Consider the following 22,135-nt stretch of genomic DNA (forward strand, 5'->3'; position numbering starts at 1 on the left):
AGCATTCTGGCTTTTTATGCTGGAATGTTTTTTTATCATAAAAGAAGTGGGTACAATATATACAACGTTGCCATTAGGCAAGCATAGGGAGAGACAAAATGATTCAATTGGCCATTGAGACCGAGGAAGACATTATTGTCGCTGCTACATTTGGGAAGTCTTATGCACGCGAAATGGGGTTCTCCGTGGTCGATCAAACAAAGATTACTGTGAGCATTTCCGAATTGACACGCAATGTTATTAACTACGGAGACAAAGGATGTATTACATTCGAGAAGGATGGGCAGTGCCTAAGAATTACCGTTCAAGATGAGGGGCCGGGAATTCCCGATATTAACGAGGCGATGAAGGATGGTGTAACAACAGGAAGCGGATTAGGACTCGGGCTTTCTGGAACGAAAAGGTTGATGGATGAATTTCATATTGAAAGCAAAATAGGGGAAGGTACCAAAATTATGATTAAAAAGTGGCTTCCTCCTAAAGGAGAAGAGCAGGAGGTGTAAGGAAGAAACACACCTGCTTTTTTCTTTTTGCGAAACTGTTATGTTCTGCATTCCGTATAGAAGGGTAACATAATACTAGCGAGTTGAGAAAGGAGCCGAAGATAGAATGAAAGTGACTGAACATATGATTAATGCTGCAATTGTACCCAGGCTAAACCAGATGTTTCCGGCTGAGCTGTATGTGAATGCATTACGTCTGTATGATGGGTATGCGATAGCGAAAGCTCAGGTCAAAATGCGCGATGAATGGCTGCCTGTATTATATACGCTACAAATAGATACGTTTCGCTTTGATGCTTCAGGACGATATGTAACATTTATTTATGCAGAAGAGGTCCAAAAGGAAAAGGTATCGCTTGCCCAAAAGTTGTTTCATGAAACAGAGATGTTTTTGACAAAAAACTTCACCGGTAAGACGTTATTGATGAACATACTGGGGAATAAGAGAGATATCCACGTCTCTGATACCCGGATTACGGTTCAGTTGGCAGAGTTGGCAAGCGCTTATCCTGTGCTGCAGAGCATTGCGGTTGATACGCCGACTTTTGAACGAGGAGCGCTTCAATTACATGTAAGCGGTCCGCCGGAGCTTGAGATAGAGACGCTTGAATTCGATTGGATGGAGCCGCTTCAAGAAGTAGAGCCTTCGCTTGAGGAAGAATTCGCCGACATGACAAAAGGAGATTTAGTTGTATTAGAGCGTGAGCATACACGTTATTATGACCAACTGCGAGTGAAGATTGAGAAGTATATGCGCGAGAAAATGGGGGATACGCGCACAGAAAAGATAGGACCGTATCTGCTTCTTGCTCCTGATCTGTTCGTGCTGCTTGCCCGATTGGCCAAAGATCCGCGCATACCCTTCCGCTCCAAATCCATTGCGCTTGCCGCTGTCGTGTATTTTATGTCGCCGCTTGACATTATTCCAGAAATTATCGTAGGTCCTGGTGGATATATTGATGATATTATCTTTGCTACCTTAGCACTGAATAAAATGCTCGTGGAAGTAGATGAAGACATCATCCGGGAGCATTGGAATGGTGATAAGAATATCATGGGGGTTATCCGTGATGTGCTGGTAAAGGCCGATTCGCTTGTAGGAAGCAGCCGCTTTGAAATGATCAAAAATGCTTTTAAAGGTCGGAATAAAAACCGAAAGTAAAAGGAATAAAACAAATGAAAAACGGCGGGACCAAGCAATAGGGTCTCGCCGTTTGCATTAATGCGCGGCCACAGCTGAAAGTGATAATTCCTTAATCATTGCAATTTCATCACAGCTCGGGAATTTGGAGCAATTAATACAATCCTTCCATACTTTATGTGGTAGCGTTTCTTTCTCTACGACATGAAAATCGCATTTTTCGAAGAAAATCTGTTGGTAGGTAAGTGACATCACACGACGCAATCCAAGCTTCTCCGCTTCATCCACAAGGTGAATGACGAGCTGCTTTCCAAGCCCTTTTCCTTTTGCTTTCTCCGAGATCGCAAGCGAGCGCACCTCCGCCAAGTCTTCCCATAAAATATGCAAGCCTCCCACTCCTAACACGGTACCAGGCTCAGATACTTCTCCCTTATCGTCAATTACGACGGAGAAACAATGAAGCGTTTCGCAGAGCGATAGCTTTGAACGTGGCAGCATGAGACCTTGTTGGGCATATTCATTAATTAAGGCCACCATTCCATCGAGGTCTTGGATTTTTGCCTTGCGAATAAACATAATGTTCTCCCTCCATTAAATATACACGGTATGTTTTTATACGCTGTATGTAAATTTGAATAATTATTTGATATTTAATAATAAATATACATTCGTATTGTTGTTTTGTCTAGGTTTAATATGCGAATCAATGCATTTTTATAAATTTTTCTTAATAGGAACGATCAAATGGAACACTTTTTTGGCGGCATGGTCGCATCGGCGCAGAGATGCTAGGAAAAATGAACAAAACGTTAAATTTACCATCCATCCGGCTACAGAACATGATATGATAATATCGATAAGACATGTGCAAAGGAGTCTTGGAATGAGTGAGTTAGTATACACGCCGAGCAGTATGTTGAAAAAAGTGTTTCGTCAGGGCGAACGCTCGCTTTCAAGGCAGGAATTAGAGAGCCGCCTGCAGAATACATACGGTACAAGCTTACAGCATATCGATCAATCGCCATCTCAAGTAATTGAACGGGCGATTACGGAAGAAATTTCGCCGTTTCACGTGGGAGCTTCCCATGCGGTGATAGAGATGGAAGCCCCGTTTCGCGATCACATAGCGGAAGAGTTGGTGCGCTATTTTCTTGAGAATAAAGGGCCGCTAACAGCGGAGCAATGTCTGAAGAAGTTGCGCCGGCAAAACGTAATCTCATACAGCTATTCAGAAGATAAGCTTCCGCTGTACAAAGATCCACGTTTTGTCCAGATTGCCGACTCGGATTTGTGGTATCTTTCGCGTTGGGAAGTCGCAAATGATCGGGTGTATCGTCTTCTAACGGACAAGCAGGTCAAACAACTGCCTCTTGCGCAGCTATTGCTCATGATGGAGCACGAACTTTCTTTATCGCGGCGCGATTATGTATTTGTGCCGGAGGGTGATGTGCGTTTTCATGTAATTGAAGGCCTTGTGATTCTTGATTATGCAAGTGGAGAGGATCAGGTTGAAGAAGAAAGCGCAGCAGAACAGACGCAGGCACAAGCAGAAGTGGAAGATGTGGCTATGGAGCCTGAAGAGATTCGCGCAACGGAGCTTGAACACGAACAAAAGAGTACAACAGCTATTATCCAAAGGGAAGAGGAGGTTGCCGCAACAATGGCAAACGATATGAAAACAGCAAGTGTATTTGAAGATGTACTGGTAAATGTACAGGATTCTACAGAGAAATTGGAGCAGCGTATTAAGGAAATGGAAGAGGAAGTGCTTGAGCATTTCAAAGGGAATAATATGTCTGCGATCTCTACACTTGTAGCGGAAAAAGAAAAGTGCGAAGGCATTGTTGCTGCACTTGAAAAAGTAATCGAAGCCGTAAATAAATAATGAAGAGAAGGATGGCCGTATAGATGGAAGCGATTGAAGGACTCGATGTATTGCATCGTCGCTTTGAACGTCTGCGGCAGGTTGTGGATCATAAGCGACTGCAAGTGCAGTGGATCGAAGAAGAAGTTCGCATGTGCTTTCAGGACAATGATGTAAGTGGCATTGCCGAACTGGCCCGGGAACGGGAGCATATGCTGAGATGGATTGCAATGATGGAAGGCTTTGTAATGAAGTGGGAACAGTACTGGCAGGAGTATGACAAAGTGTCAGGATGGTTCACTGCTGGGTTGCCGATACATGAATAAGAGGCTGGCAAGGCATTTTGCGCCTTGCCGCTTTCCTTATTCTCACTTCTATGATAATTTTTATATGTACTTCTAAAAAAAGAACTTGTGTTACCCTGTATTTATGTGATAATATAATTCTTGTCGCTGAATTAAGCAGCATTGTGTCCCAGTAGCTCAGCAGGATAGAGCATACGCCTTCTAAGCGTACGGTCGGGAGTTCGAATCTCTCCTGGGACGCCAGCGAGCCATTAGCTCAGTTGGTAGAGCACCTGACTTTTAATCAGGGTGTCACTGGTTCGAGTCCAGTATGGCTCACCATTTATAATGTTGTTCCATCTGAACGCTCACCGTAGTATGTGGAACTTCCGCTACAAGCGCTCACGTCCTGTGAGCAACACGGAAGCTTGCACATCCTGTGCATCGCGAGTCCAGTATGGCTCACCATAATGTATCCACAAAAGTGAAGCATATGCTTTGTAGTTTATGCCAAATACTTTTGCGGAGCGTAAAAAAGAACATCATCTTACATGCGGACGTGGCGGAATCGGCAGACGCGCTAGATTCAGGTTCTAGTGGTAGCAATACCATGGGGGTTCAAGTCCCTTCGTCCGCACCATTATGCTTTATTCCAGTGGAATAGTAAGATGTCATTTGCTTATTGTTAGATGAAAGTATGAATATGGGTATAATTTTATAACATAAGAAGTGTGGATGGTCGCTGTTCATCTTGTAGATGAATAGAGGAAAGTCCAGGCTCGCCCAGGCTGAGATGCCTGGAGTGTTTGTGCCTATCGCAAGGTAGGGCAGCCGGATTACCGGTTGACGGCGGTGAAATTGGCTACGTTCCATATGGAATATGCCGAAAATAGCCTGAAAGTGCCACAGTGACGAAGCTTTGTCGGAAACGGCAGAGGTGGAACGAGGTAAACCCCGCAAGCGAGCAACCCAAATTTTGGTAGGGGCATTGTCCAAAGGGAACTGAACCGGAGGATAAACAGGAGCAATCCTGTAGATAGATGACTGTCGCTTCCATGTACCAGGCTGGCTGCCGCGATGAGTACGGGAAGTACAAAACCTGGCTTACAGCACTTCTTATGGCCGATATATTGCTTTTATATAAAAACCGTTCCAACATGGGAACGGTTTTTTCTACATGGGGCGTAATGTATACAATAAGGAGGCCCAAGTATGGAATTTACGATCACGCCGGAGACCGTTCGCGCTTATAAAAAGTATGCCGATTTTCAGGATGGGGAGTGCTATCGTTTGTATGTACGGACGGCAGGGCCTGGAACAGGCGGCTTGTTTTATGCGGTTGAAAAAAGCTCGCCTGATGAAGCAGCAGAAGGGGATGCGATGTTTGAAGTGGAAGGTATTCGGTTTTTTATCCGGGCTAGTGATGCATGGTATTTCGATGGAGGAAGTATTACGTATAATAAATACTTAGGGGAATACGGCTTTGAATTTCATAATCCTGCGTTAGAATAAAGAGAGAGGTGCTTCATGAACCGAATGCTACAATTCGACGAATGGACTAAAGCCATCGAAAACGTATATGAGTCAATGGAAGAACAACCAAGATCAAGTGAGGCACGTGCCGCAGAGCTCTATACGCAGCTTACGCATTGGAGAGAGAGCATTGAAGAAGAGAAGCTCCGTCCATGGGAGGCGCTTCTCTATACATGTCTGGGTGTGCTCCGCTGGCATAACGATGATGCGCGTCGTGCCGGAGAATGGCTTGCGCATGCCCTTGCGTTGGATGACTCACAGCAAATTGCATGGGAATACAGTGAAAAGGTGGCTCTTGCTCAATTGGCTCATCTTTTTGATGGGGTTATGTTGCTTCCGCTTCGACAGGTGGACCCCACCGAATATAGAAAGGGCAAGACGATTGAACTGCAGCAGGAAGTGCAGCGTTTACTAGGCGATGTGTACGTGTTGGGCCAGCGCTACCTTATACAGGGTGAGCAGGCTGCAGCGAAAATAGACGGGCAGAAAGACGTATTCAGACAGGCGTCAGCCAATCTTGAAGCGCTGCCTACGCTTGGACGTGAACTTGAAGAGTGTGCTCTCATCTATAGTCGTTCGATCAATGGACTGTATGCTCCAGAAGAGTTCCTTGTAGAGCTGAATAGCGCCATTCAAGAGTTGGATAAGTATTTTGAACGCTGGAACCAGTTGTTTTCTCCATACCGCAGAGATACCGCTTCAGAGCTTTCCGCATTAGAGAAGCTGGATGCATTAATCGGTATGAGCGGGATTAAAAGACGCATATCGGATCTATATTATTTTCTTTTGTATTTGGCACGCAGAAATGAACAAGGATATACAATGCGTGATGATATCGGCCTGCACGCAATCCTAATGGGCAATCCAGGAACCGGCAAGACGACCATTGCTAGGCTTTTGGCAGAGATTTATCATGAATTAGGACTTCTTCCATCATCGTCCGTCATTGAGGTTGATCGTTCACAATTGGTTGGCTCCTATATCGGGCATACCGAACAGAAAGTGATGGATGCGGTAGAACGCGCAATAGGTGGCGTGCTGTTCATTGATGAAGCATATAGCCTAAAGCGGTCGGGCAGTGCTGAAAATGATTTTGGTCAAGTAGCGGTGGATACATTAGTTGCAGCTATAACAAACGGGGAGTACGCTGGGAAATTCGTTGTTGTGTTAGCGGGCTACCCGGAAGAGATGCGCAGTTTTCTGTTAGCAAATCCCGGACTTAGAAGCCGGTTTCCGGAAAGCGGGCATTTTGTATTGCCGGATTTTACTATGGAGGAACTTGTAGCCATTGGACGTTTAGTGGCCCGAGATAATGAGTTTATCTTAACGGAAGGTGCGATTGATGCGCTTTGGGAACGCGTCGAAATGGAGAAGGTTGATGCTACATTCGGCAACGCGCGGACGGTAAAAAACATCATTCTTGATGCTGTTACTGCCAAAGGGCAAAAGCTTGCTAAAACAAAACAGTTGCCACAAGATGAATATACGTTTTTATATGCGGAAGATTTCGTACGGTCTGTGCCACAGACAAAGTCCGCCCATAAGATGCTTCATTCCCTTATCGGTTTGCAGAACATCAAAGACGAAATCTCCACATTGTTCGCCTTCCTATCTATTCAGCAAAAGAGAAAGGAGCATGGACTTCCTAGTCTGCCGGTTGAGCTGCATGCGGTATTTTCCGGTAATCCAGGAACCGGTAAAACGACGGTGGCCCATATTTATGCAGCGATCTTAAAGGAAGTCGGAATATTGAAGCGAGGCCACCTGATTACAGTAGGTCGTGCTGACCTTGTAGCTGAATATGTGGGACAGACAGCGGCTAAGACAAAACGTAAAATTACAGAAGCGTTAGGCGGTGTCTTGTTCATTGATGAAGCGCACGCGCTGCTTCCTTCAGGTCCGAACGACTATAGTCTAGAAGCAATTGATACGCTTGTTGAAGAGGTAACCAAGCATAGGGAGAATCTCGCAATTATCTTAGCGGGCTATCCGGGGCTTATGGATGAGCTGATTGAGTCAAATCCGGGCTTGCGCTCAAGATTTACGAAATACCTTCATTTTCCTGATTATTCTGTAGAGGAGCTTGTCGAGGTAGCCAAAAAGTATGCCGAACATATGAAATATCAGCTATCCGCGAAGGCGGTAGAGAAGCTGCGTGAATCCTTTGCAAAACAAGGTGGGAGAAGGGACGGGAATGCGCGGCTTGCACGCTCTATCGTTGATGGAGCGGTACAGCAACAGGCAAAGCGGCTTATGGAGAGCGGGCAAGAGGCGTTTACAACAGATGAATTGATGCAGCTTGATGAAGGGGACATACATGCTGTATTGCATTCTAGGATGGAATCTGGAATGTAATGCGTCCGAGAACAAGGAGGGAGATGCCATGAGGATTCGACGAAATGGGTGGGTGCATCGGCTGCTTGCTGATTTGGCGGGCAAAGCACAGAAAGTAAAAGAAGAAAAAGACATGCTGCAAACGATTATCGACCACGCCTATGAAGGAGTTCTTATTGTCGATCCGAACGGGTATATCCTGATGGCAAATGAGATTTATGCCGATTTCTTAGGCAAGAAATTAAGCGAGTTGGTTGGTAAACATGTTACGGACGTGATTGAAAACACGCGAATGCATATTGTAGGACAGACCGGAAAGCCAGAAATTGCCCAGATGCAAAAGATTAACGGGCGGGAAATGATTGCAAGCCGTATCCCTGTCTTTAATCAAGGAGAGGTTGCGGCGGTTGTCGGAACGGTCATGTTTCAGCAGGTCGATGATTTGTTTGCCCTGTCCACGAAATTGGAAAACCTACGCAAAGAGCTTAATTATTATAAAGATGAATTGGACAAGCGGCTGCAAGCCAAATACTCTTTTGATACAATTCTTGGAAGAAGTGAGGAATTAGAGAAGGTAAAGCTTCTTGGACAAAAGGTAGCCAAAAGCGATACGACGATTCTTCTCAAAGGCGAGAGCGGTACAGGGAAAGAGCTGTTTGCCCATGCGATTCATCGTGAAAGCTACCGTGGAGCCGGTCCGCTGATCAAGGTGAACTGTGCCGCCATTCCGGATACACTTCTAGAATCGGAGCTGTTTGGTTATAAAGAGGGTTCATTTACAGGCGCCAAAAAATCTGGAAAAAAAGGAAAATTCGCGCTGGCAAAGGGAGGCACGATTTTTCTTGACGAGATTAGCGAGATGCCGCTCATGATGCAGGCCAAGCTTCTGCGGGTATTGCAGGAAAAGGAAATCGAACCGATTGGAGCCGACCGGCCGGAGTCTGTGGATGTGCGAATCATTGCAGCAACCAACAAGGATTTGCTTTCATTGGTAGAACAAGGGAGGTTTCGGCACGATCTGTATTACCGTTTGAATGTGGTGATGCTAGATATTCCTTCACTGTGTGAAAGAAAAAGCGACATTCCCTTTTTGATTGATCACTTTCTTAGGCATCTTGCCAAGGAAACGGGAATTCCAGTGAAAGGGATTGAACCGGAAGCGCTTGAAGCAATGCTCGCCTACTCGTGGCCAGGTAATATTCGAGAGCTGCGCAACGTATTGGAGCGGGCTTTGTACATAAAGAATGGAGCGGCAATTACAAAGCAGGATTTGCCGGCTAATCTGATAGAACAAGCGCCTGCTAAGCTAATGGATGGGGAAATCTGTACGTTAAAGCAAACGATAGAACGGGCAGAAGCGATGGCTATTCGCCAGGCCATTAGAGAAGCTGATGGCGATAAGCTAGTGGCAGCAAAGCGATTGGGTATTAGCAAGTCAAGTTTATATGCTAAGTTGGCGCGATATGAAATGACTGAGTAACCATATCGCAGCAGTAAAAAACAGGACGGAGGGATGGCCTTTCGTCCTGTTTTTTGGAATGAGATTCCGGATTCGTGGAAAAAAAGCTCATTTTTTTTTCTGGCGGAACGAGTTTTTATGCTAAAGAAAGAGAAAGTACAAGGTGCAAAAAAAATCTTCTCTTGATATGTAAAGGTTTTGTCAAAAACGAATGGGGAATTGGCATGGATGTTGCTTTTAGATTAGGAGTAGCGAAAGCATGATAGAGGAAAGGGAGGCGCGAATTTGAAAGCGGTTTATTTTTTTGCAAGTAGAAAAAAGGGGGAACAAACTAGATGGAAATTATCGTAATTCTATTAGCATTATTCTTCCTGATGTTTGTTGCATACCGCGGATTTAGTGTGATTTTATTTGCGCCGATTGCAGCGCTGTTTGCGGTATTGTTGACAGACCCGGGATATGTATTGCCGTTTTTTTCCGGTGTCTTCATGGACAAAATGGTCGGCTTTATTAAAAATTATTTTCCTGTCTTCTTATTAGGTGCGATTTTTGGTAAGGTGATTGAGATGTCAGGCTTTGCCAAAGCCATTACAGGTGCTGTCATCAAATTGATTGGTCCAAGCCGTGCGATGCTTGCTATTGTATTGGTTGGAGCGATTCTAACATATGGCGGGGTTTCACTGTTTGTTGTGGCATTTGCGGTATATCCGTTCGCAGCAGAGTTATTTAAAGCAGCCGATATTCCAAAACGCCTTATCCCAGGTACAATTGCGCTTGGTGCCTTTACATTTACGATGGATGCATTTCCAGGGACGCCGCAGATTCAGAATATTATTCCGACAACATTTTTTAAAACAGATACATGGGCTGCTCCGTGGCTGGGTTTTATTGGTGGACTTTTTGTCTTTATTATTGGTATGATTTACTTAGAATGGAGAAGAAGGAAGGCGAAGATAGCAGGCGAGGGATATGGTACCGGACACAAAAACGAACCGGAATCGCTTGCTGATGAGAAGCTGCCCCATCCTTTCATTGCTATTCTCCCGCTTATTGTTGTAGGGGTATTCAACAAAGTGTTCACGAATCTAATCCCTCAATTTTATGGTAAGAAATTTGATTTTGAAGCAATTAATATTCAAAAGGTAAGTGCGGTTGATATTACGAAAGAAACCGCGATCTGGGCTGTGGAAGGCGCTTTGGTTTTAGGGATTTTGACGGTTCTTTTATTCTCCTTTAACCGGATCAAAGAGAATTTCAATGCAGGAATTAATGTATCGATCGGCGGCGCGATGCTGGCGACACTGAATACGGCATCTGAGTACGGATTCGGAGGCATTATTTCTTTGCTACCAGGATTTAAAGCTGTGAACAGTGCAATGTCAAATACGTTTACCGATCCATTGGTGAATGAAGCGGTAACAACGACTACACTCGCCGGTATTACAGGTTCGGCATCTGGTGGTATGAGTATTGCTCTGGCTGCAATGGGTGAGACGTATCTTGAGCAGGCACAGAAGCTAGGTATCAGCCCCGAAGTGCTGCACCGCGTAGCTTCAATGGCATCCGGCGGTATGGATACGCTTCCACATAATGGAGCGGTGATTACGCTGCTTGCGGTAACGGGCTTAACACATAAGCAATCGTATATTGATATTTTTGCGATGACACTGATCAAAACCGCAGCAGTCTTCTTCATTATTGTGCTTTACTATATGTTTGGCATTGTTTAAATTTTCGCTTGCTTGCAAGCGATTGCAATATTTTATACTGCAGCATATTTATAAATTCAGTGAGGAGTGAGTCGAGTGAGTGTGTTTACATCCATTGATGAAGCTTTAAATGGGATTCAAGATGGAGCCACCATTATGGTGGGAGGCTTCGGTTTAGTGGGGATTCCAGAAAAACTGATTTTGGGATTACGTGATCGGGGAGTTAAGGACCTAACGATTATTTCGAATAACTGCGGGGTAGATGATTGGGGACTTGGCCTGCTGCTGCAAAATAAACAAATCAAGAAAATGATTTCTTCTTATGTAGGTGAAAATAAAGAGTTCGAGCGTCAATATTTATCCGGCGAACTGGAAGTTGAACTTGTACCGCAGGGTACATTGGCTGAGCGTATCCGTGCCGGCGGCGCTGGCATCCCGGCTTTCTACACGCCAGCCGGAGTTGGCACTCCGCTTGCGGAAGGGCGTGAAGTACGCACATTCAACGGCAAGGATTATTTGCTGGAAATGGGATTGGTCGCTGATTTTTCTCTGGTTAAAGCCTGGAAGGGCGATACGATGGGGAATCTGATTTACAATAAAACGTCACGCAACTTCAACCCGATGATGGCAGCAGCCGGAAAAGTTACGATTGCTGAAGTGGAAGAACTTGTTGAACCGGGTGCGTTGAATCCAGATGATATCCATACGCCGAGTGTGTATGTACAGCGCATTATCGAGTGCACGAATTATGAGAAGCGGATCGAACGTAGAACGGTGCAAGTACAAGCATAACAGGAGGGATTATCATGGCTTTATCAAGAGAGCAAATCGCGATGAGAGCAGCAAAGGAAGTAGAGGATGGTTTCTATGTGAATCTTGGCATTGGCATTCCGACACTTGTAGCTAACTACATCCCAGATGATAAGCATGTCGTGCTGCAATCGGAGAACGGTCTGCTTGGTATTGGACCGTATCCAACAGAGGATAATGTGGATCCGGAATTAATCAATGCCGGAAAAGAGACGATAACAATGATTCCGGGATCAAGTATTTTCGATAGCGCAGAGTCATTTGGAATGATCCGTGGCGGACATATTGACCTGGCTATTCTCGGCGGCATGGAAGTGTCGAAGGATGGAGATCTCGCTAACTGGATGATACCAGGCAAGATGGTCAAAGGCATGGGTGGTGCGATGGATTTGGTGCATGGCGCCAAGCGTATCATCGTAATTATGGAGCATGTGAACAAGCATGGCCAACCAAAAATTCTGAATGAATGTACACTGCCTCTGACAGGCAAGGGAGTTGTGAATCGCATCATTACTGACCGTGCCGTAATTGATGTGACACCGAACGGTTTGGAGTTGTTAGAGGTTGCACCAGGCTTTACGGTTCAAGACATTAAGGACTGCACAGAGCCAGAATTGATCATCTCTCCGAAGTTGGCAGGTCAAGCATAAAGAGAAGCAGAAAGGGATATAGCGATTTATGACGAAATTAGTGCAGAATAAAGTCGCATTTATTACAGGAGCGGCAAGCGGTATTGGCCTTGAAATCGCCAAGGCATTCGCTGAAGAAGGCGCAAAAATTGCGATTAGCGATCTAAATGGGGAAGCGGCGCAGGCGGCGGCCGTTGAGATTACGGCTCAAGGATATACAGCTATTGGCATGGCATGTAATGTAGCGGATGAAGCACAATTGAAGAACGCATTGGAAGAGACGATAGCCGCATTTGGACGCTTGGATGTGTTGATTAATAATGCTGGGCTTCAATATGTTGCACCGCTTGAGGAATTTCCAACGGAGAAGTTTGAGCTTTTGGTCAAGGTTATGCTGATTGCTCCGTTTATGGCGATTAAGCATGCGCTGCCGATAATGAAGGAGCAAGGATTTGGCCGCATTATCAATATGGCCTCTATCAATGGTTTGATTGGATTTGCAGGAAAGGCGGCGTATAATAGCGCGAAGCATGGGGTAATTGGTTTGACGAAGGTAGCAGCTCTAGAAGCCGCTCCGCATGGTGTAACGGTTAATGCGATCTGCCCAGGCTATGTGGATACGCCGCTTGTACGCAATCAGTTATCAGATCTTGCAAAAACGCGCAATGTACCTTTGGAAAAAGTGCTAGAGGAAGTAATATATCCGCTGGTACCGCAGCGCAAGCTATTATCAGTAAAAGATATAGCAGACTATGCCTTATTTATTGCTAGTGATAAGGCAAGTGGGGTTACCGGACAGGCCATTGTGATTGATGGCGGATATACCGCACAATAGAACAAGAAAAGAACCGCCCTGAATGTTCGGGCGGTTCTTTTCTTGTTCTATTGCTTATTCGGGTGCCGACTCTTTTCCAAAAAAGAGTACGGTGACTACGGCGAACATTGTCATGAGGAAAAACATTGTAAAAATATAGGGAAAACCAATACTCATGCCGATCAGCAGGCCGACAAGATAAGGGGCGATGATTCCGGCGATGCGGCCAAATCCTGCTGCCCATCCTGTACCGGTTGCACGGAAGGCTGTTGGATATTGTTCCGCCGTATAAGCATACGTAGCACCCCAGGCTCCGAGATTGAAGAAGGACAGGCAAATACCTGAAACAAGAAGCGTCCAGATATTCGGTGAGAGACCGAAAGCGAGAGAGGCGATAGCGGATAGCGCCATGAATACAACAAGCGTAGGCTTTTTCCCCCACTTGCCAACAAAATAAGCTGCGGTGAAATAGCCAGGGATTTGCACAAGTGTCATAAGCAGAACATACTCAAAACTTTTGATTAATGTAAACCCTTTCATGATCATGATAGAGGGCATCCACAGCAGCATACCGTAATAAGAGAAGACGGATGCAAACCATAAGATCCATAATACGAGTGTTGTACGTCGATAAGACGCGGACCAGAGCAGTTTGATTTTCTCGCCGATTTTTTGCGTATCCGATTGTCTTGTGAAGGCAGGTGTCTCGGGCAGTGCACGCCGCAAATACAACGCGTATAACGCAGGCAGTGCTCCTACGAATAAACCGACACGCCAGCCGTATTCTGGAATGATGAAGTATGAGATAACAGCGGCAACCAATGCTCCTCCCGCCCAGAAGCTCTGCAGCCAGACAACCCATTTTGCCCGTTCTCGTTGAGGAGATGATTCTAGCACGTACGTAGTGACGACCGGCAGCTCCCCTCCAAGTCCGAATCCGACAATAAAGCGCAGAACCATGAAGATCATCAGCGTACCGGCAAGTGCATTCAATCCCGTTGCGATACTATAGATTAGCAGGGTAACGATAAAGAGCTGCTTTCGACCGTACCGATCCGCCCACATTCCCGCAAGTGCCGCACCGAGCGCCATTCCGATGAAGTTGACCGTACCGATCAGTCCCATTTCTGCAGGCGTCAATCCCCATTCTACCTTTAGAGCGGCGATGACGAACGCAAGAATACCGACGTCCATAGAATCGAACAGCAAGCCGATTCCCGAGACACCGAGAAGCTTGAGCGCCTGTTGTTCTTTCTTTTCCGTATTCATCATGTTCACCCTTTCTTTATCATATAGAGTATGGATGCTACATTGTATTCCGGGAAAAGCGAATTGCTTATCGTGATATACATGCGGACGCGCGTTTATTTTTTCTAAAAAAGGGTAAATAGATAATGTAGAGAAAGAGTGTAACAAGGAGAGAAAAGAAAATGGAGAAATACGTAGAAGAACTGCTGCACCTAGGCATATACAAAATAGGCGAACGCCAATTATATGAGTGTTCAGAAGAAGAAATCAGACAGGCGCTTATCATGGCGCAAGTGCGAAAAGAAGCGACACAGTTGCTTTTATGAAAATGTGAATACAACCTATTCATCCCCTGCTCCTTTTACCATTAGGTAGAGCAGGGGATTTTAAATTTTGTCAGGTATGGTACACTGATAAGAAAAGATAGTCGGTGAGGTGGCACCATGAGGGAAGAGTGGGCCGGGCAGCATGTTGCGCTGATGATCGAATCGATCGCCGATGCGTTTTTTGCTGTAGATAAACAGTGGCGATTTACATATCTTAACCAGGAAGCTGAGAGAATTCTCATAAAAAAAAGAGAAGAGCTGATAGGGAAAAATATGTGGAATGAATTTCCGATTGAGATGGTATCTATATTTCAATCAGAATACTTCAAAGCGGTAGCTGAACAGCATCCGGTAAAGTTCGAAGGCTACTTTAGCACATACAAAAAATGGTTTGAGGTACGTGCAACCCCATTTGCTGAAGGTCTATGTATATATTTGCACGATATTACGGAACGGAAGAAATCAGATGAGAGATTGTTACGGGCTTTAGAGACGAACGATCATCTTGCCGCAGCCATCGCTAATACCGTCATGGGCGTAACGATTTCTGATCCAAGACTGCCTGATAATCCGCTCATATTTGCGAATAAAGGGTTCGAGAAATTGACTGGCTATCAGATTCAAGAAGTTCTGGGCGTTAATTGTCGTTTCTTACAGGGAAATGAAACCGACCGAGAAGCCGTTGATCAGATCAAAATAGCTATTCGGGAGCGTGTACCGATTACCATAGAATTGTTGAACTATCGCAAGGATGGGCGCAGTTTTTGGAATGAGTTAACGATTAGTCCCGTCTTCGATGAGTCAGGCGATTTACTATACTTTGTAGGTCTTCAAGCTGATGTCACGCGCCGTAAGAAAGCGGAGCAGGTGCTGCAGTCAGAGCTTGAGTTAGCCAAGTTGGTTCAGGAGAGCGTGTTAAGTCCCCCATTATATGAGAAGCGTCTAGAGATGGAGGCGGCTTATATTCCATCCGAACAGTTAGCCGGGGATATGTACTGTTGGTATCGGATTGATGAACACCGTTATGGTATTATGCTGCTTGATGTGGTAGGCCACGGTATTAGTGCTTCGTTGATCAGCATGTCTGTTCGTTCACTGCTGCAGGGACTGATCACCCGCTTAACAGATCCGATCAAGGTTATAAAAGAATTGAATCGTCATATGAACAACTTGTATGCTGGACACCAGCGTTTACAGGCATATTATTTTACGTGTATTTACATTGTTGTTGACACGCAGAAGAGGATCATAGAGTATGTTAATGCCGGTCATCCTCCAGCAATTATATGTACAGCCGAAGGGGAGACCGCACGACTTGATCGGGGAAGTCTTCCGGTTGGAATTGTACCTGATCTTCAAGTTGACAAAGGAATAATCTCATATACCACATCCGCTCGTATTGTGCTATATACAGACGGATTAATCGAAAGCACAGATTATGCAGCCTTTGATATTGTTGAGCAATTGCAGACATTTTTTCTTGAACGTGTTCATATACCAACAGCAGACATCACAAGGGAGGCATTAACCGTTTTTGTAAAGGAAGAGAAGAGAGACGATGTATGCCTTTTGGTCCTTACAGCGCAATAAAACCAGGCAGGAGCATCTCCTGCCTGGTTTTATTATGCGATTTCTACAAGTGTATCAAGTTTACAAATCTGTAGGATATTTTTTACGGGAAGAGAGCTGTTAATCATTCGGATTTGATAGTGAGAGATCAGCGGATGAATCCAACTGATCAGAAATCCTACACCAGTACTATCGATAAACCGTACGTGAGCAAGATCAATCACAAGCTGGTTTGGCTGTTCGGGTAAGACAAATTCCCGAACTTTTGTCTCTATTTGTCTTACCGTTTCAAAATTGATATCTTCATGAAACGTACATACGATTTGTTTATTTTGCACATCACAAGTAATCATTGGATTCTCCCCTTTTTCGATTTCAAAACGTTAGCTAATGACGATCAAATGTTATATGCGCCGTTTTGCCATCTTCTTTATACGTAAAAGATTTGCTTATACTCTTGATAATGTATAAGCCGCGCCCCCGTACTTGGTCGGGAGAAGGCAGAGCAGATGCAAGATATTTTTGCCAATCGAAGGTTGCGCCTTGGTTTGTAATTTCTAGCACGATCTCATCCTCTGTCCACATAACAGTAACTTGTGTATGGCATGTAGAAGCAGCACACGGATTGTGATCTGCGATATTAGCAAGAATCTCCCATATACAGAGATGGAAGGAATAGTGCAGCATACAGCCTTCTGATAAGGAGATATACTCTTGAACATCGTGTAAAATTAGCTCTGCGTATTCTTTAACGCGCTCTCTTGTTACGGTATCAAACTCATAGCTTAGCATGCTGAGCCTGTTCCACTAATCGTTTTAAGTAAGGATGCTTGTATTCATCTTGATGCTCAAGCCGATAGAGCTGACTCCAGAGAGAATTATACGTAGATCTTACTGCGGACGGAACAATATCTCCAAAAAAGTATTGAAGGTGGAGCAGGCGCCATTTCACGTAATTCCTGTGTTCATTTGTGTTGTCTGTCTGGCCGATATCAATGCGGATAATTTGTTCATTCGCTTCATGGAGCAGCGTATCCACCATTTCTTCGAGCGATGAAAAATCCCGTTTTTCAAAAGAAAATTTGTTTGTAGTCATCTCGTGTCCCACCTATGCCCCGTATTTCTTTATCTATGCGAGCGTTACTTTTTAATATTGAATTTGTCATTTAGTTGGTTGCTTAGCATGCTTAACTCTTCCGCCATCTGGGCAACCTGCTCTGATGCAGTAGAAATCTCGGTGAATGTCTGCTGGAAATCGAGAATATAGCTGCTAACGTTTGTGATTTTGTCGCTGTTGGCACGCACCTGGATAGAAGAAGTGTCCATAATATTCATAATAGCTGTATTGATGTCTCGGAAACGGCTGGTTTGTTTAGCAATTTGCTCGAATGAATCTTCAAATGAGCTAACATTGTTTTGTACCATGGAGATTTGCTCATGAATATGCTCAAGCGCTGCTTGCGTCTGCATGGCCAAGTTGCGTACTTCCTTTGCTACCACAGTAAAACCTCGTCCGTGCTCTCCTGCCCGCGCGGCCTCAATGCTGGCATTGAGGGACAAGACATTTGTTTTATTGGAGATCGCATGGATGACTTGCACAATTTCCCCGATTTTATTTGCACTTTCGATCAATTCCTTGGACTTGTCACGTGTCTCATCCATAATCGCTACGATACGGTCGATTTCGTTGAGTGCAGAAGCAATTTCGCTTTTGCCTTCCTCTACATCGTTTACCATTTGCTTTGAGCTCTCTTGGATATCGCGGGTGCCGTCAAGCATCTGAACGACGTGTGATTCTTTCTCGCCAATCGAAGCGCTCGTTTCTTCAGCAGTAGCTACAAGCATGGCGGATGATTCATTGAGTCGGTGCTGGATGCGTTCGATTTCATTGAGTCGCATCATAGATGACGTATAGGAATCAATATAGGTAGCGATGGCGATTTGCATGTCAAAGGAGCAAAGTCGCTGGAACGAAGAAAAGGCATCACGTGCTTCGATATCGGATTTCATCTCCCGAAGCAGCACTGCCAGTACTTCATTTTGAATGAGTGTATATGCCCCGATGTACCATTCTGGAAAGAGGTTGATACGGTTATGGACGCTGCCGATAATCTTCCGGCGCACAATATAATCCTGTCCGATCTCTCCAGACACCATATCCATTAGATAACTTTCAAGCGTCTGCCGTAGTTTGTCTACGGAACTGTGGTTATTGATAATAGACATAAGGGCTGGGACTTGCGCCAATTGACCGTAGAAGGCATGCACAATATCAGCCACGTATTTTTCAAAAATCGGACGAATGGAAACAAGCTGCTGGAGGTCTTGTTCGGTTAGGCCGACGAACTTTGCTTTGGATGCTTCTGTGCTGTTCATTATCTCTTGGTAATATTGGGATACCTTTGTTGATACAGCCTTGGGTTTTGCGTCTTGTTGTTGAGTCGGCTCTGCTTTTTTTGTTCCTTTAAATAAGCCTAATGCTCCTCTTTCATTACCGAGCAGATGTTTAAATGGGCATCCCGTCATTGATCTTTCTCCTTTGCATGTAATATGTAAAATCCAGCTGTAGATGAATGAATAGTTTGGTATAAGATTCTAGAATTATTGTGATTATATCATGATAATCGGCTAAAGACTCATACTTTTATACTAAAAATGCATACATAATCTTTACAAATTTTTATTTGAGAAGGACTGTAGTAGCGGTTTGTTTTAAAAGACAGCAGAAAGGGGTAGAGATATATTGTCATCACCAAACAACACTAACTACCACACTATGAAAAACAGAAGGAGGACATAAAAAATGAATGAAGATAAAAAAATTATTGGTGTATTTCATGATCATGATGAAGCCGTACGAGCTATTGAGACGCTCAAAGAGAGAGGATACCGCTCCGAGGACATCTCTGTTATCGCTAAAGATAGAGACCGTATAGATACGATTGAAGAAGAGACGGATACGAAAGTAGAGGAAGGATTGGCTGCCGGGGCTACCACAGGTGGCGTACTTGGCGGATTGACGGGCTTGCTGGTTGGCGTTGGAGCTCTGGCTATTCCTGGAATCGGGCCTATTGTAGCGGCAGGGCCGATTGCGGCAACAATTGGCGGTGCAGTTGTAGGAGCAGGCGCCGGCGGCTTGGTGGGTGCATTGGTTGGTATGGGCATTCCGGAAGATGAGGCCAAACAGTATGAAGAATACCTAAACAAAGGTGAGATTCTCGTGCTTGTCGATGCCGATGCTGAGCGTGAACATCACGTATACGAGACATTCCGCACGAACAATGCATTGAACTCTCATATGTATGACCCGTATTTGAACAATACTTCGGTACAATCACGTAAGGATGATCCTCTTCTTTAATATAGTATAGACAAAGCGTACAAGCTCTCCGTTGTGGAGAGCTTTTTGTTTTGCTTGCATTCGTACTGGGTAAATAGAACTAGGATAGAAAAAAGTACATGGAGGAAAAAGAAATGGCAGAAAAATTGGTTGGTGTATTCAAAACGGAAGCAGCTGCAATTGCAGCACTGCGTGCCTTGCAACAGCTCGGTTATAAAGCAGATGATATTTCACTCATTTCAAAAGACAAAAATGAACAGGCACAAATCAAAACACAGAATAAAAACAATATGGAGCGCGGTCTTATGCTTGGCTCCGTGTCAGGGGGGGTGTTCGGTGGTGTGGCTGGATTGGTAGCGGGACTTGGTGCGCTAGCGATTCCAGGTATTGGACCTGTAATTGCAGCAGGTCCACTCGTAGGATTATTTACAGGGGCTGTAACAGGATATCTGGGTGGCAGTATTGTCGGTGCTTTAATTGGGCTTGGGATACCTGAAGAGAAGGCGAAGGAGTACGATACGCACTTAAAGAACGGGAATATTCTTGTGATTGTCGATGAGGATGCAGGCAACAGTGCGCAGGTGCGTGAAGCGTTTCGTACGTATGGCAGCATAAATGAAGAACCGCTGGTTGAATAGAGAAGGAGCGCATCGCGCTCCTTTGCTATTTGACGAGAAGAGAGAAGCCAAACATCGTCATGATTGGAATGGTTGTCATGGATATGAGGGTAGAGAATACGGTCATTGTTGCTCCGTATTCTTCATCACGCGAGTACTTAGCGAACAAAATAGATGCCAGGGTGAGAGTAGGCATCGTAGATTGCACGATGATAATCTGCGCAACCTCTAACGGCAGGGACAGAAGATGAAGCAGCGATGCTGTAGCTACCGGGAAAACCAGCAATTTCATAATCAGTGGCATGCTAAGCTGGTGCAGTGTAGATGTCCGTTTCTTTTTAAGCATGGACGGAATCAACATACCAAGATAGAGCATGGCCAACGGCGAAGCAAGGTTGGCTAGTGCTGTCGTCAAATTCGCTACGCCAGCAGGCGGAGTGATATGTAGCACAGCTGCGAGCATGCCAACAATAATAGCAGCCATTGGAATATTCATCAGCCCTCGTAAGGAGCGAAATGTAAAACCATTCTCTCCTTGCAACATAATGACACCAAGCGTAAAGATCGTAACATCAAGCCCGGCGTCAAAAATAGCCGCTAGTAGTGCACCTTCGGGACCGAAGAGAGCGGCGCACAATGGAATGCCGATAAAGCCCGTATTGCCAAGTCCGGAGAGAAGCGCCATCTCCTTCGCTTTGTCAGGCGAAATACGCATTGCGCGAGCTGCCAGCCAGCCGAGGAGGACACCAAGACAATTGATAATAATTGAACAAAGAAAGATGAGCAATACCAGGGTAAGAAAGCTTGCATCAATCTCGGTGTGAAAAACTCCATTCAAAACAATACAAGGCATGGCAACATTAATAATAATCGTAATAAGCAGCTGCCGTCTCTCCGGCGTAAATGGAATCGTACGCGCCAGCAGACTGCCGATAAGAATCATGGCCGCCATCGTTAGAATGGACGACACTACAGTTCCGACTTCCAACTTCTCTCCTCTCTTTCTCTTAAGTTATCTATATAGCTTCATCATAATGAATGCGGCCCGCTCTAGCAATAAGAAACAGGCCGCTTTTGTTTTGCAATGTATATTTTATACACTTTTCATACGTTCGTATAGGCCGTTGTAGAAGCGGGCTTCAGAACGCGTAATATAGGCGCCTGCACGATACATATGCTCTAAATCCTGTGATGAAGTGAAACGAGTCAGCACATTTTTGCATAGTTCATAGTGCCGTGGCTCATGATGGTCTGCATGTACAGTCCAAAACGTCGTATTTAACTTTTGGGACTGATTATAATTGGGATGCTCTAACCCTTGACCAATTAAGCCCATTACTTTCCCGGCAAAAAGTTCCGAGCCGAAACCGATAGAGGCCATCGCCTCAAGCGATGTGGCATTGCGTAGAAAAGAAATAAACGTATCTACAGCCTCTTTTGCCGCGGGAGCTACCGGATAATCCGGCACATACTTATCATTTGTTGGCACGTCAGGTGCCGCTGTAATCATAAACGAGTGATACAGGCGGGAATGATAGCTTTGCGGATTGCCGCGTCCTCCTTCGTCCCATAGATTATCAACCAGCGGAACCCACCAGTCATCTTCAGGTTCAACTGCAGCGACAGCCGCACCGAGCACACGCGGGAAGTTACGGCTGTAATAACTGTATTGCAGTGCGAATTCTTTTACCTGTGCAGGTGTCCATGCGCCAGCCAGCAGAGACTGCATGAATTCGCTTTGAACGATTTCCGTCTCTACGATATCCCAGATTTTTGCTTCAATTTGTTCATAGCTTGTTATTGCCATGTAGCATACCTCCTTTGCATTCCGTTCTCCTAGTTCGTGCAAACCTTTCTATTATACGCATGACTATCAAAAGAAAGTCAATACCGAACTGTCTACCGTAGCATAAAAATATTATAACGTTTAACAAGATAGGAAAAAGGGGAACAAA

General features: G+C 45.0%; 24 protein-coding genes, 3 tRNA genes and 1 other RNA gene. 20 read left to right on the forward strand and 8 right to left on the reverse strand.

Features of this window, described 5'->3' with window-relative positions; genetic code table 11:
• Window positions 1-98 precede the first annotated feature (98 nt).
• Both AB3351_RS06885 and AB3351_RS06890 read left to right on the forward strand, forming a co-directional pair.
• The gene (locus AB3351_RS06885) at window positions 99-503 is read left to right on the forward strand and encodes an ATP-binding protein (protein WP_371146397.1); all 405 of its coding nucleotides are present in this window, start codon (window positions 99-101) and stop codon (window positions 501-503) included.
• Window positions 504-609: 106 nt separating this feature from the next.
• Entirely contained in the window at window positions 610-1,665 is a 1,056-nt protein-coding gene (locus AB3351_RS06890; protein ID WP_371146398.1) for a YkvA family protein, read from the forward strand.
• A gap of 57 nt (window positions 1,666-1,722) precedes the next feature.
• Here AB3351_RS06890 and AB3351_RS06895 read toward each other — a convergent pair whose 3' ends face one another.
• Entirely contained in the window at window positions 1,723-2,220 is a 498-nt protein-coding gene (locus tag AB3351_RS06895; RefSeq protein ID WP_371146399.1) for an N-acetyltransferase, read from the reverse strand.
• Between the two features lie 307 nt (window positions 2,221-2,527).
• Here AB3351_RS06895 and AB3351_RS06900 point away from each other — a divergent pair, with 307 nt between their 5' ends.
• The 14 genes from AB3351_RS06900 (at window position 2,528) to AB3351_RS06965 (ending at window position 13,101) form a co-directional block, all read left to right on the forward strand.
• Window positions 2,528-3,529 carry a hypothetical protein gene (locus AB3351_RS06900; RefSeq protein ID WP_371146400.1) on the forward strand — a complete coding sequence of 334 codons (1,002 nt, stop codon included), beginning with the start codon at window positions 2,528-2,530 and terminating at the stop codon, window positions 3,527-3,529.
• Between the two features lie 23 nt (window positions 3,530-3,552).
• Window positions 3,553-3,834 (forward strand): hypothetical protein, encoded by a 282-nt coding sequence (locus AB3351_RS06905; protein WP_371146401.1) that lies wholly within the window; start codon window positions 3,553-3,555, stop codon window positions 3,832-3,834.
• A 145-nt stretch (window positions 3,835-3,979) separates the two neighbouring features.
• Window positions 3,980-4,056, forward strand: a tRNA-Arg gene (locus tag AB3351_RS06910).
• Window positions 4,057-4,058: 2 nt separating this feature from the next.
• Window positions 4,059-4,134 (forward strand) — tRNA-Lys (locus tag AB3351_RS06915).
• Window positions 4,135-4,345: 211 nt separating this feature from the next.
• A tRNA-Leu gene (locus AB3351_RS06920) sits at window positions 4,346-4,432 on the forward strand.
• Between the two features lie 87 nt (window positions 4,433-4,519).
• Window positions 4,520-4,904: RNase P RNA component class B (rnpB, locus tag AB3351_RS06925), an RNA gene on the forward strand.
• Between the two features lie 100 nt (window positions 4,905-5,004).
• Window positions 5,005-5,304, forward strand: coding sequence for an iron-sulfur cluster biosynthesis family protein (locus AB3351_RS06930; protein WP_371146402.1), 300 nt, complete (start codon window positions 5,005-5,007; stop codon window positions 5,302-5,304).
• 15 nt (window positions 5,305-5,319) lie between these two features.
• Window positions 5,320-7,680, forward strand: a complete 2,361-nt coding sequence (locus AB3351_RS06935) for an AAA family ATPase (RefSeq protein WP_371146403.1) — start codon at window positions 5,320-5,322, stop codon at window positions 7,678-7,680.
• Between the two features lie 28 nt (window positions 7,681-7,708).
• A complete protein-coding gene (locus AB3351_RS06940) occupies window positions 7,709-9,139 on the forward strand; it encodes a sigma-54 interaction domain-containing protein (protein ID WP_371146404.1) in 1,431 nt (476 codons plus the stop codon).
• 74 nt (window positions 9,140-9,213) lie between these two features.
• Entirely contained in the window at window positions 9,214-9,381 is a 168-nt protein-coding gene (locus AB3351_RS06945) for a hypothetical protein (protein ID WP_371146405.1), read from the forward strand.
• A gap of 72 nt (window positions 9,382-9,453) precedes the next feature.
• Window positions 9,454-10,848: a GntP family permease gene (locus tag AB3351_RS06950; protein WP_371146406.1), complete on the forward strand. Its 1,395-nt coding sequence runs from the start codon at window positions 9,454-9,456 to the stop codon at window positions 10,846-10,848.
• Between the two features lie 75 nt (window positions 10,849-10,923).
• A complete protein-coding gene (locus AB3351_RS06955) occupies window positions 10,924-11,619 on the forward strand; it encodes a CoA transferase subunit A (protein WP_371146407.1) in 696 nt (231 codons plus the stop codon).
• A gap of 14 nt (window positions 11,620-11,633) precedes the next feature.
• Window positions 11,634-12,287, forward strand: a complete 654-nt coding sequence (locus AB3351_RS06960; RefSeq protein WP_371146408.1) for a CoA transferase subunit B — start codon at window positions 11,634-11,636, stop codon at window positions 12,285-12,287.
• A 28-nt stretch (window positions 12,288-12,315) separates the two neighbouring features.
• Window positions 12,316-13,101 (forward strand): 3-hydroxybutyrate dehydrogenase, encoded by a 786-nt coding sequence (locus AB3351_RS06965; RefSeq protein WP_371146409.1) that lies wholly within the window; start codon window positions 12,316-12,318, stop codon window positions 13,099-13,101.
• A 54-nt stretch (window positions 13,102-13,155) separates the two neighbouring features.
• On the opposite strand, the gene AB3351_RS06970 is transcribed toward AB3351_RS06965, so the two are convergent.
• Window positions 13,156-14,349, reverse strand: a complete 1,194-nt coding sequence (locus tag AB3351_RS06970; RefSeq protein ID WP_371146834.1) for an MFS transporter — start codon at window positions 14,347-14,349, stop codon at window positions 13,156-13,158.
• A gap of 161 nt (window positions 14,350-14,510) precedes the next feature.
• Here AB3351_RS06970 and fbpA point away from each other — a divergent pair, with 161 nt between their 5' ends.
• Together fbpA and AB3351_RS06980 are read left to right on the forward strand one after the other, a co-directional pair.
• Entirely contained in the window at window positions 14,511-14,654 is a 144-nt protein-coding gene (fbpA, locus tag AB3351_RS06975; protein WP_371146410.1) for a Fur-regulated basic protein FbpA, read from the forward strand.
• A gap of 117 nt (window positions 14,655-14,771) precedes the next feature.
• A complete protein-coding gene (locus AB3351_RS06980; RefSeq protein ID WP_371146411.1) occupies window positions 14,772-16,244 on the forward strand; it encodes a SpoIIE family protein phosphatase in 1,473 nt (490 codons plus the stop codon).
• A gap of 32 nt (window positions 16,245-16,276) precedes the next feature.
• Here the strand turns inward: AB3351_RS06980 and AB3351_RS06985 are convergent, their stop codons facing one another.
• The 4 genes from AB3351_RS06985 to AB3351_RS07000 are packed head-to-tail and all read right to left on the reverse strand — an operon-like array spanning window position 16,277 to window position 18,749.
• Window positions 16,277-16,576: an STAS domain-containing protein gene (locus AB3351_RS06985; protein ID WP_371146412.1), complete on the reverse strand. Its 300-nt coding sequence runs from the start codon at window positions 16,574-16,576 to the stop codon at window positions 16,277-16,279.
• A gap of 34 nt (window positions 16,577-16,610) precedes the next feature.
• Window positions 16,611-17,015 carry an ATP-binding protein gene (locus tag AB3351_RS06990; protein WP_371146413.1) on the reverse strand — a complete coding sequence of 135 codons (405 nt, stop codon included), beginning with the start codon at window positions 17,013-17,015 and terminating at the stop codon, window positions 16,611-16,613.
• Window positions 17,002-17,319, reverse strand: a complete 318-nt coding sequence (locus AB3351_RS06995) for a hypothetical protein (RefSeq protein ID WP_371146414.1) — start codon at window positions 17,317-17,319, stop codon at window positions 17,002-17,004. The genes AB3351_RS06990 and AB3351_RS06995 overlap by 14 nt, the downstream gene beginning before the upstream one ends.
• Window positions 17,320-17,363: 44 nt before the next feature.
• Window positions 17,364-18,749, reverse strand: coding sequence for a protoglobin domain-containing protein (locus AB3351_RS07000; protein ID WP_371146415.1), 1,386 nt, complete (start codon window positions 18,747-18,749; stop codon window positions 17,364-17,366).
• 277 nt (window positions 18,750-19,026) lie between these two features.
• On the opposite strand from AB3351_RS07000, the gene AB3351_RS07005 reads away from it, so the two are divergent.
• Together AB3351_RS07005 and AB3351_RS07010 are read left to right on the forward strand one after the other, a co-directional pair.
• On the forward strand, window positions 19,027-19,584 hold the full coding sequence (locus AB3351_RS07005) for a general stress protein (RefSeq protein ID WP_371146416.1): 558 nt from the start codon (window positions 19,027-19,029) through the stop codon (window positions 19,582-19,584).
• Window positions 19,585-19,697: 113 nt separating this feature from the next.
• Window positions 19,698-20,201: a general stress protein gene (locus tag AB3351_RS07010; RefSeq protein WP_371146417.1), complete on the forward strand. Its 504-nt coding sequence runs from the start codon at window positions 19,698-19,700 to the stop codon at window positions 20,199-20,201.
• A 25-nt stretch (window positions 20,202-20,226) separates the two neighbouring features.
• On the opposite strand, the gene AB3351_RS07015 is transcribed toward AB3351_RS07010, so the two are convergent.
• Window positions 20,227-21,168, reverse strand: coding sequence for an AEC family transporter (locus AB3351_RS07015; RefSeq protein WP_371146418.1), 942 nt, complete (start codon window positions 21,166-21,168; stop codon window positions 20,227-20,229).
• 105 nt (window positions 21,169-21,273) lie between these two features.
• Window positions 21,274-21,987, reverse strand: coding sequence for a TenA family transcriptional regulator (locus AB3351_RS07020; RefSeq protein ID WP_371146419.1), 714 nt, complete (start codon window positions 21,985-21,987; stop codon window positions 21,274-21,276).
• Between the last annotated feature and the right edge of the window lie 148 nt (window positions 21,988-22,135).

The organism is Aneurinibacillus sp. REN35 (assembly GCF_041379945.2).
In the GTDB taxonomy this organism is placed as follows: domain Bacteria; phylum Bacillota; class Bacilli; order Aneurinibacillales; family Aneurinibacillaceae; genus Aneurinibacillus.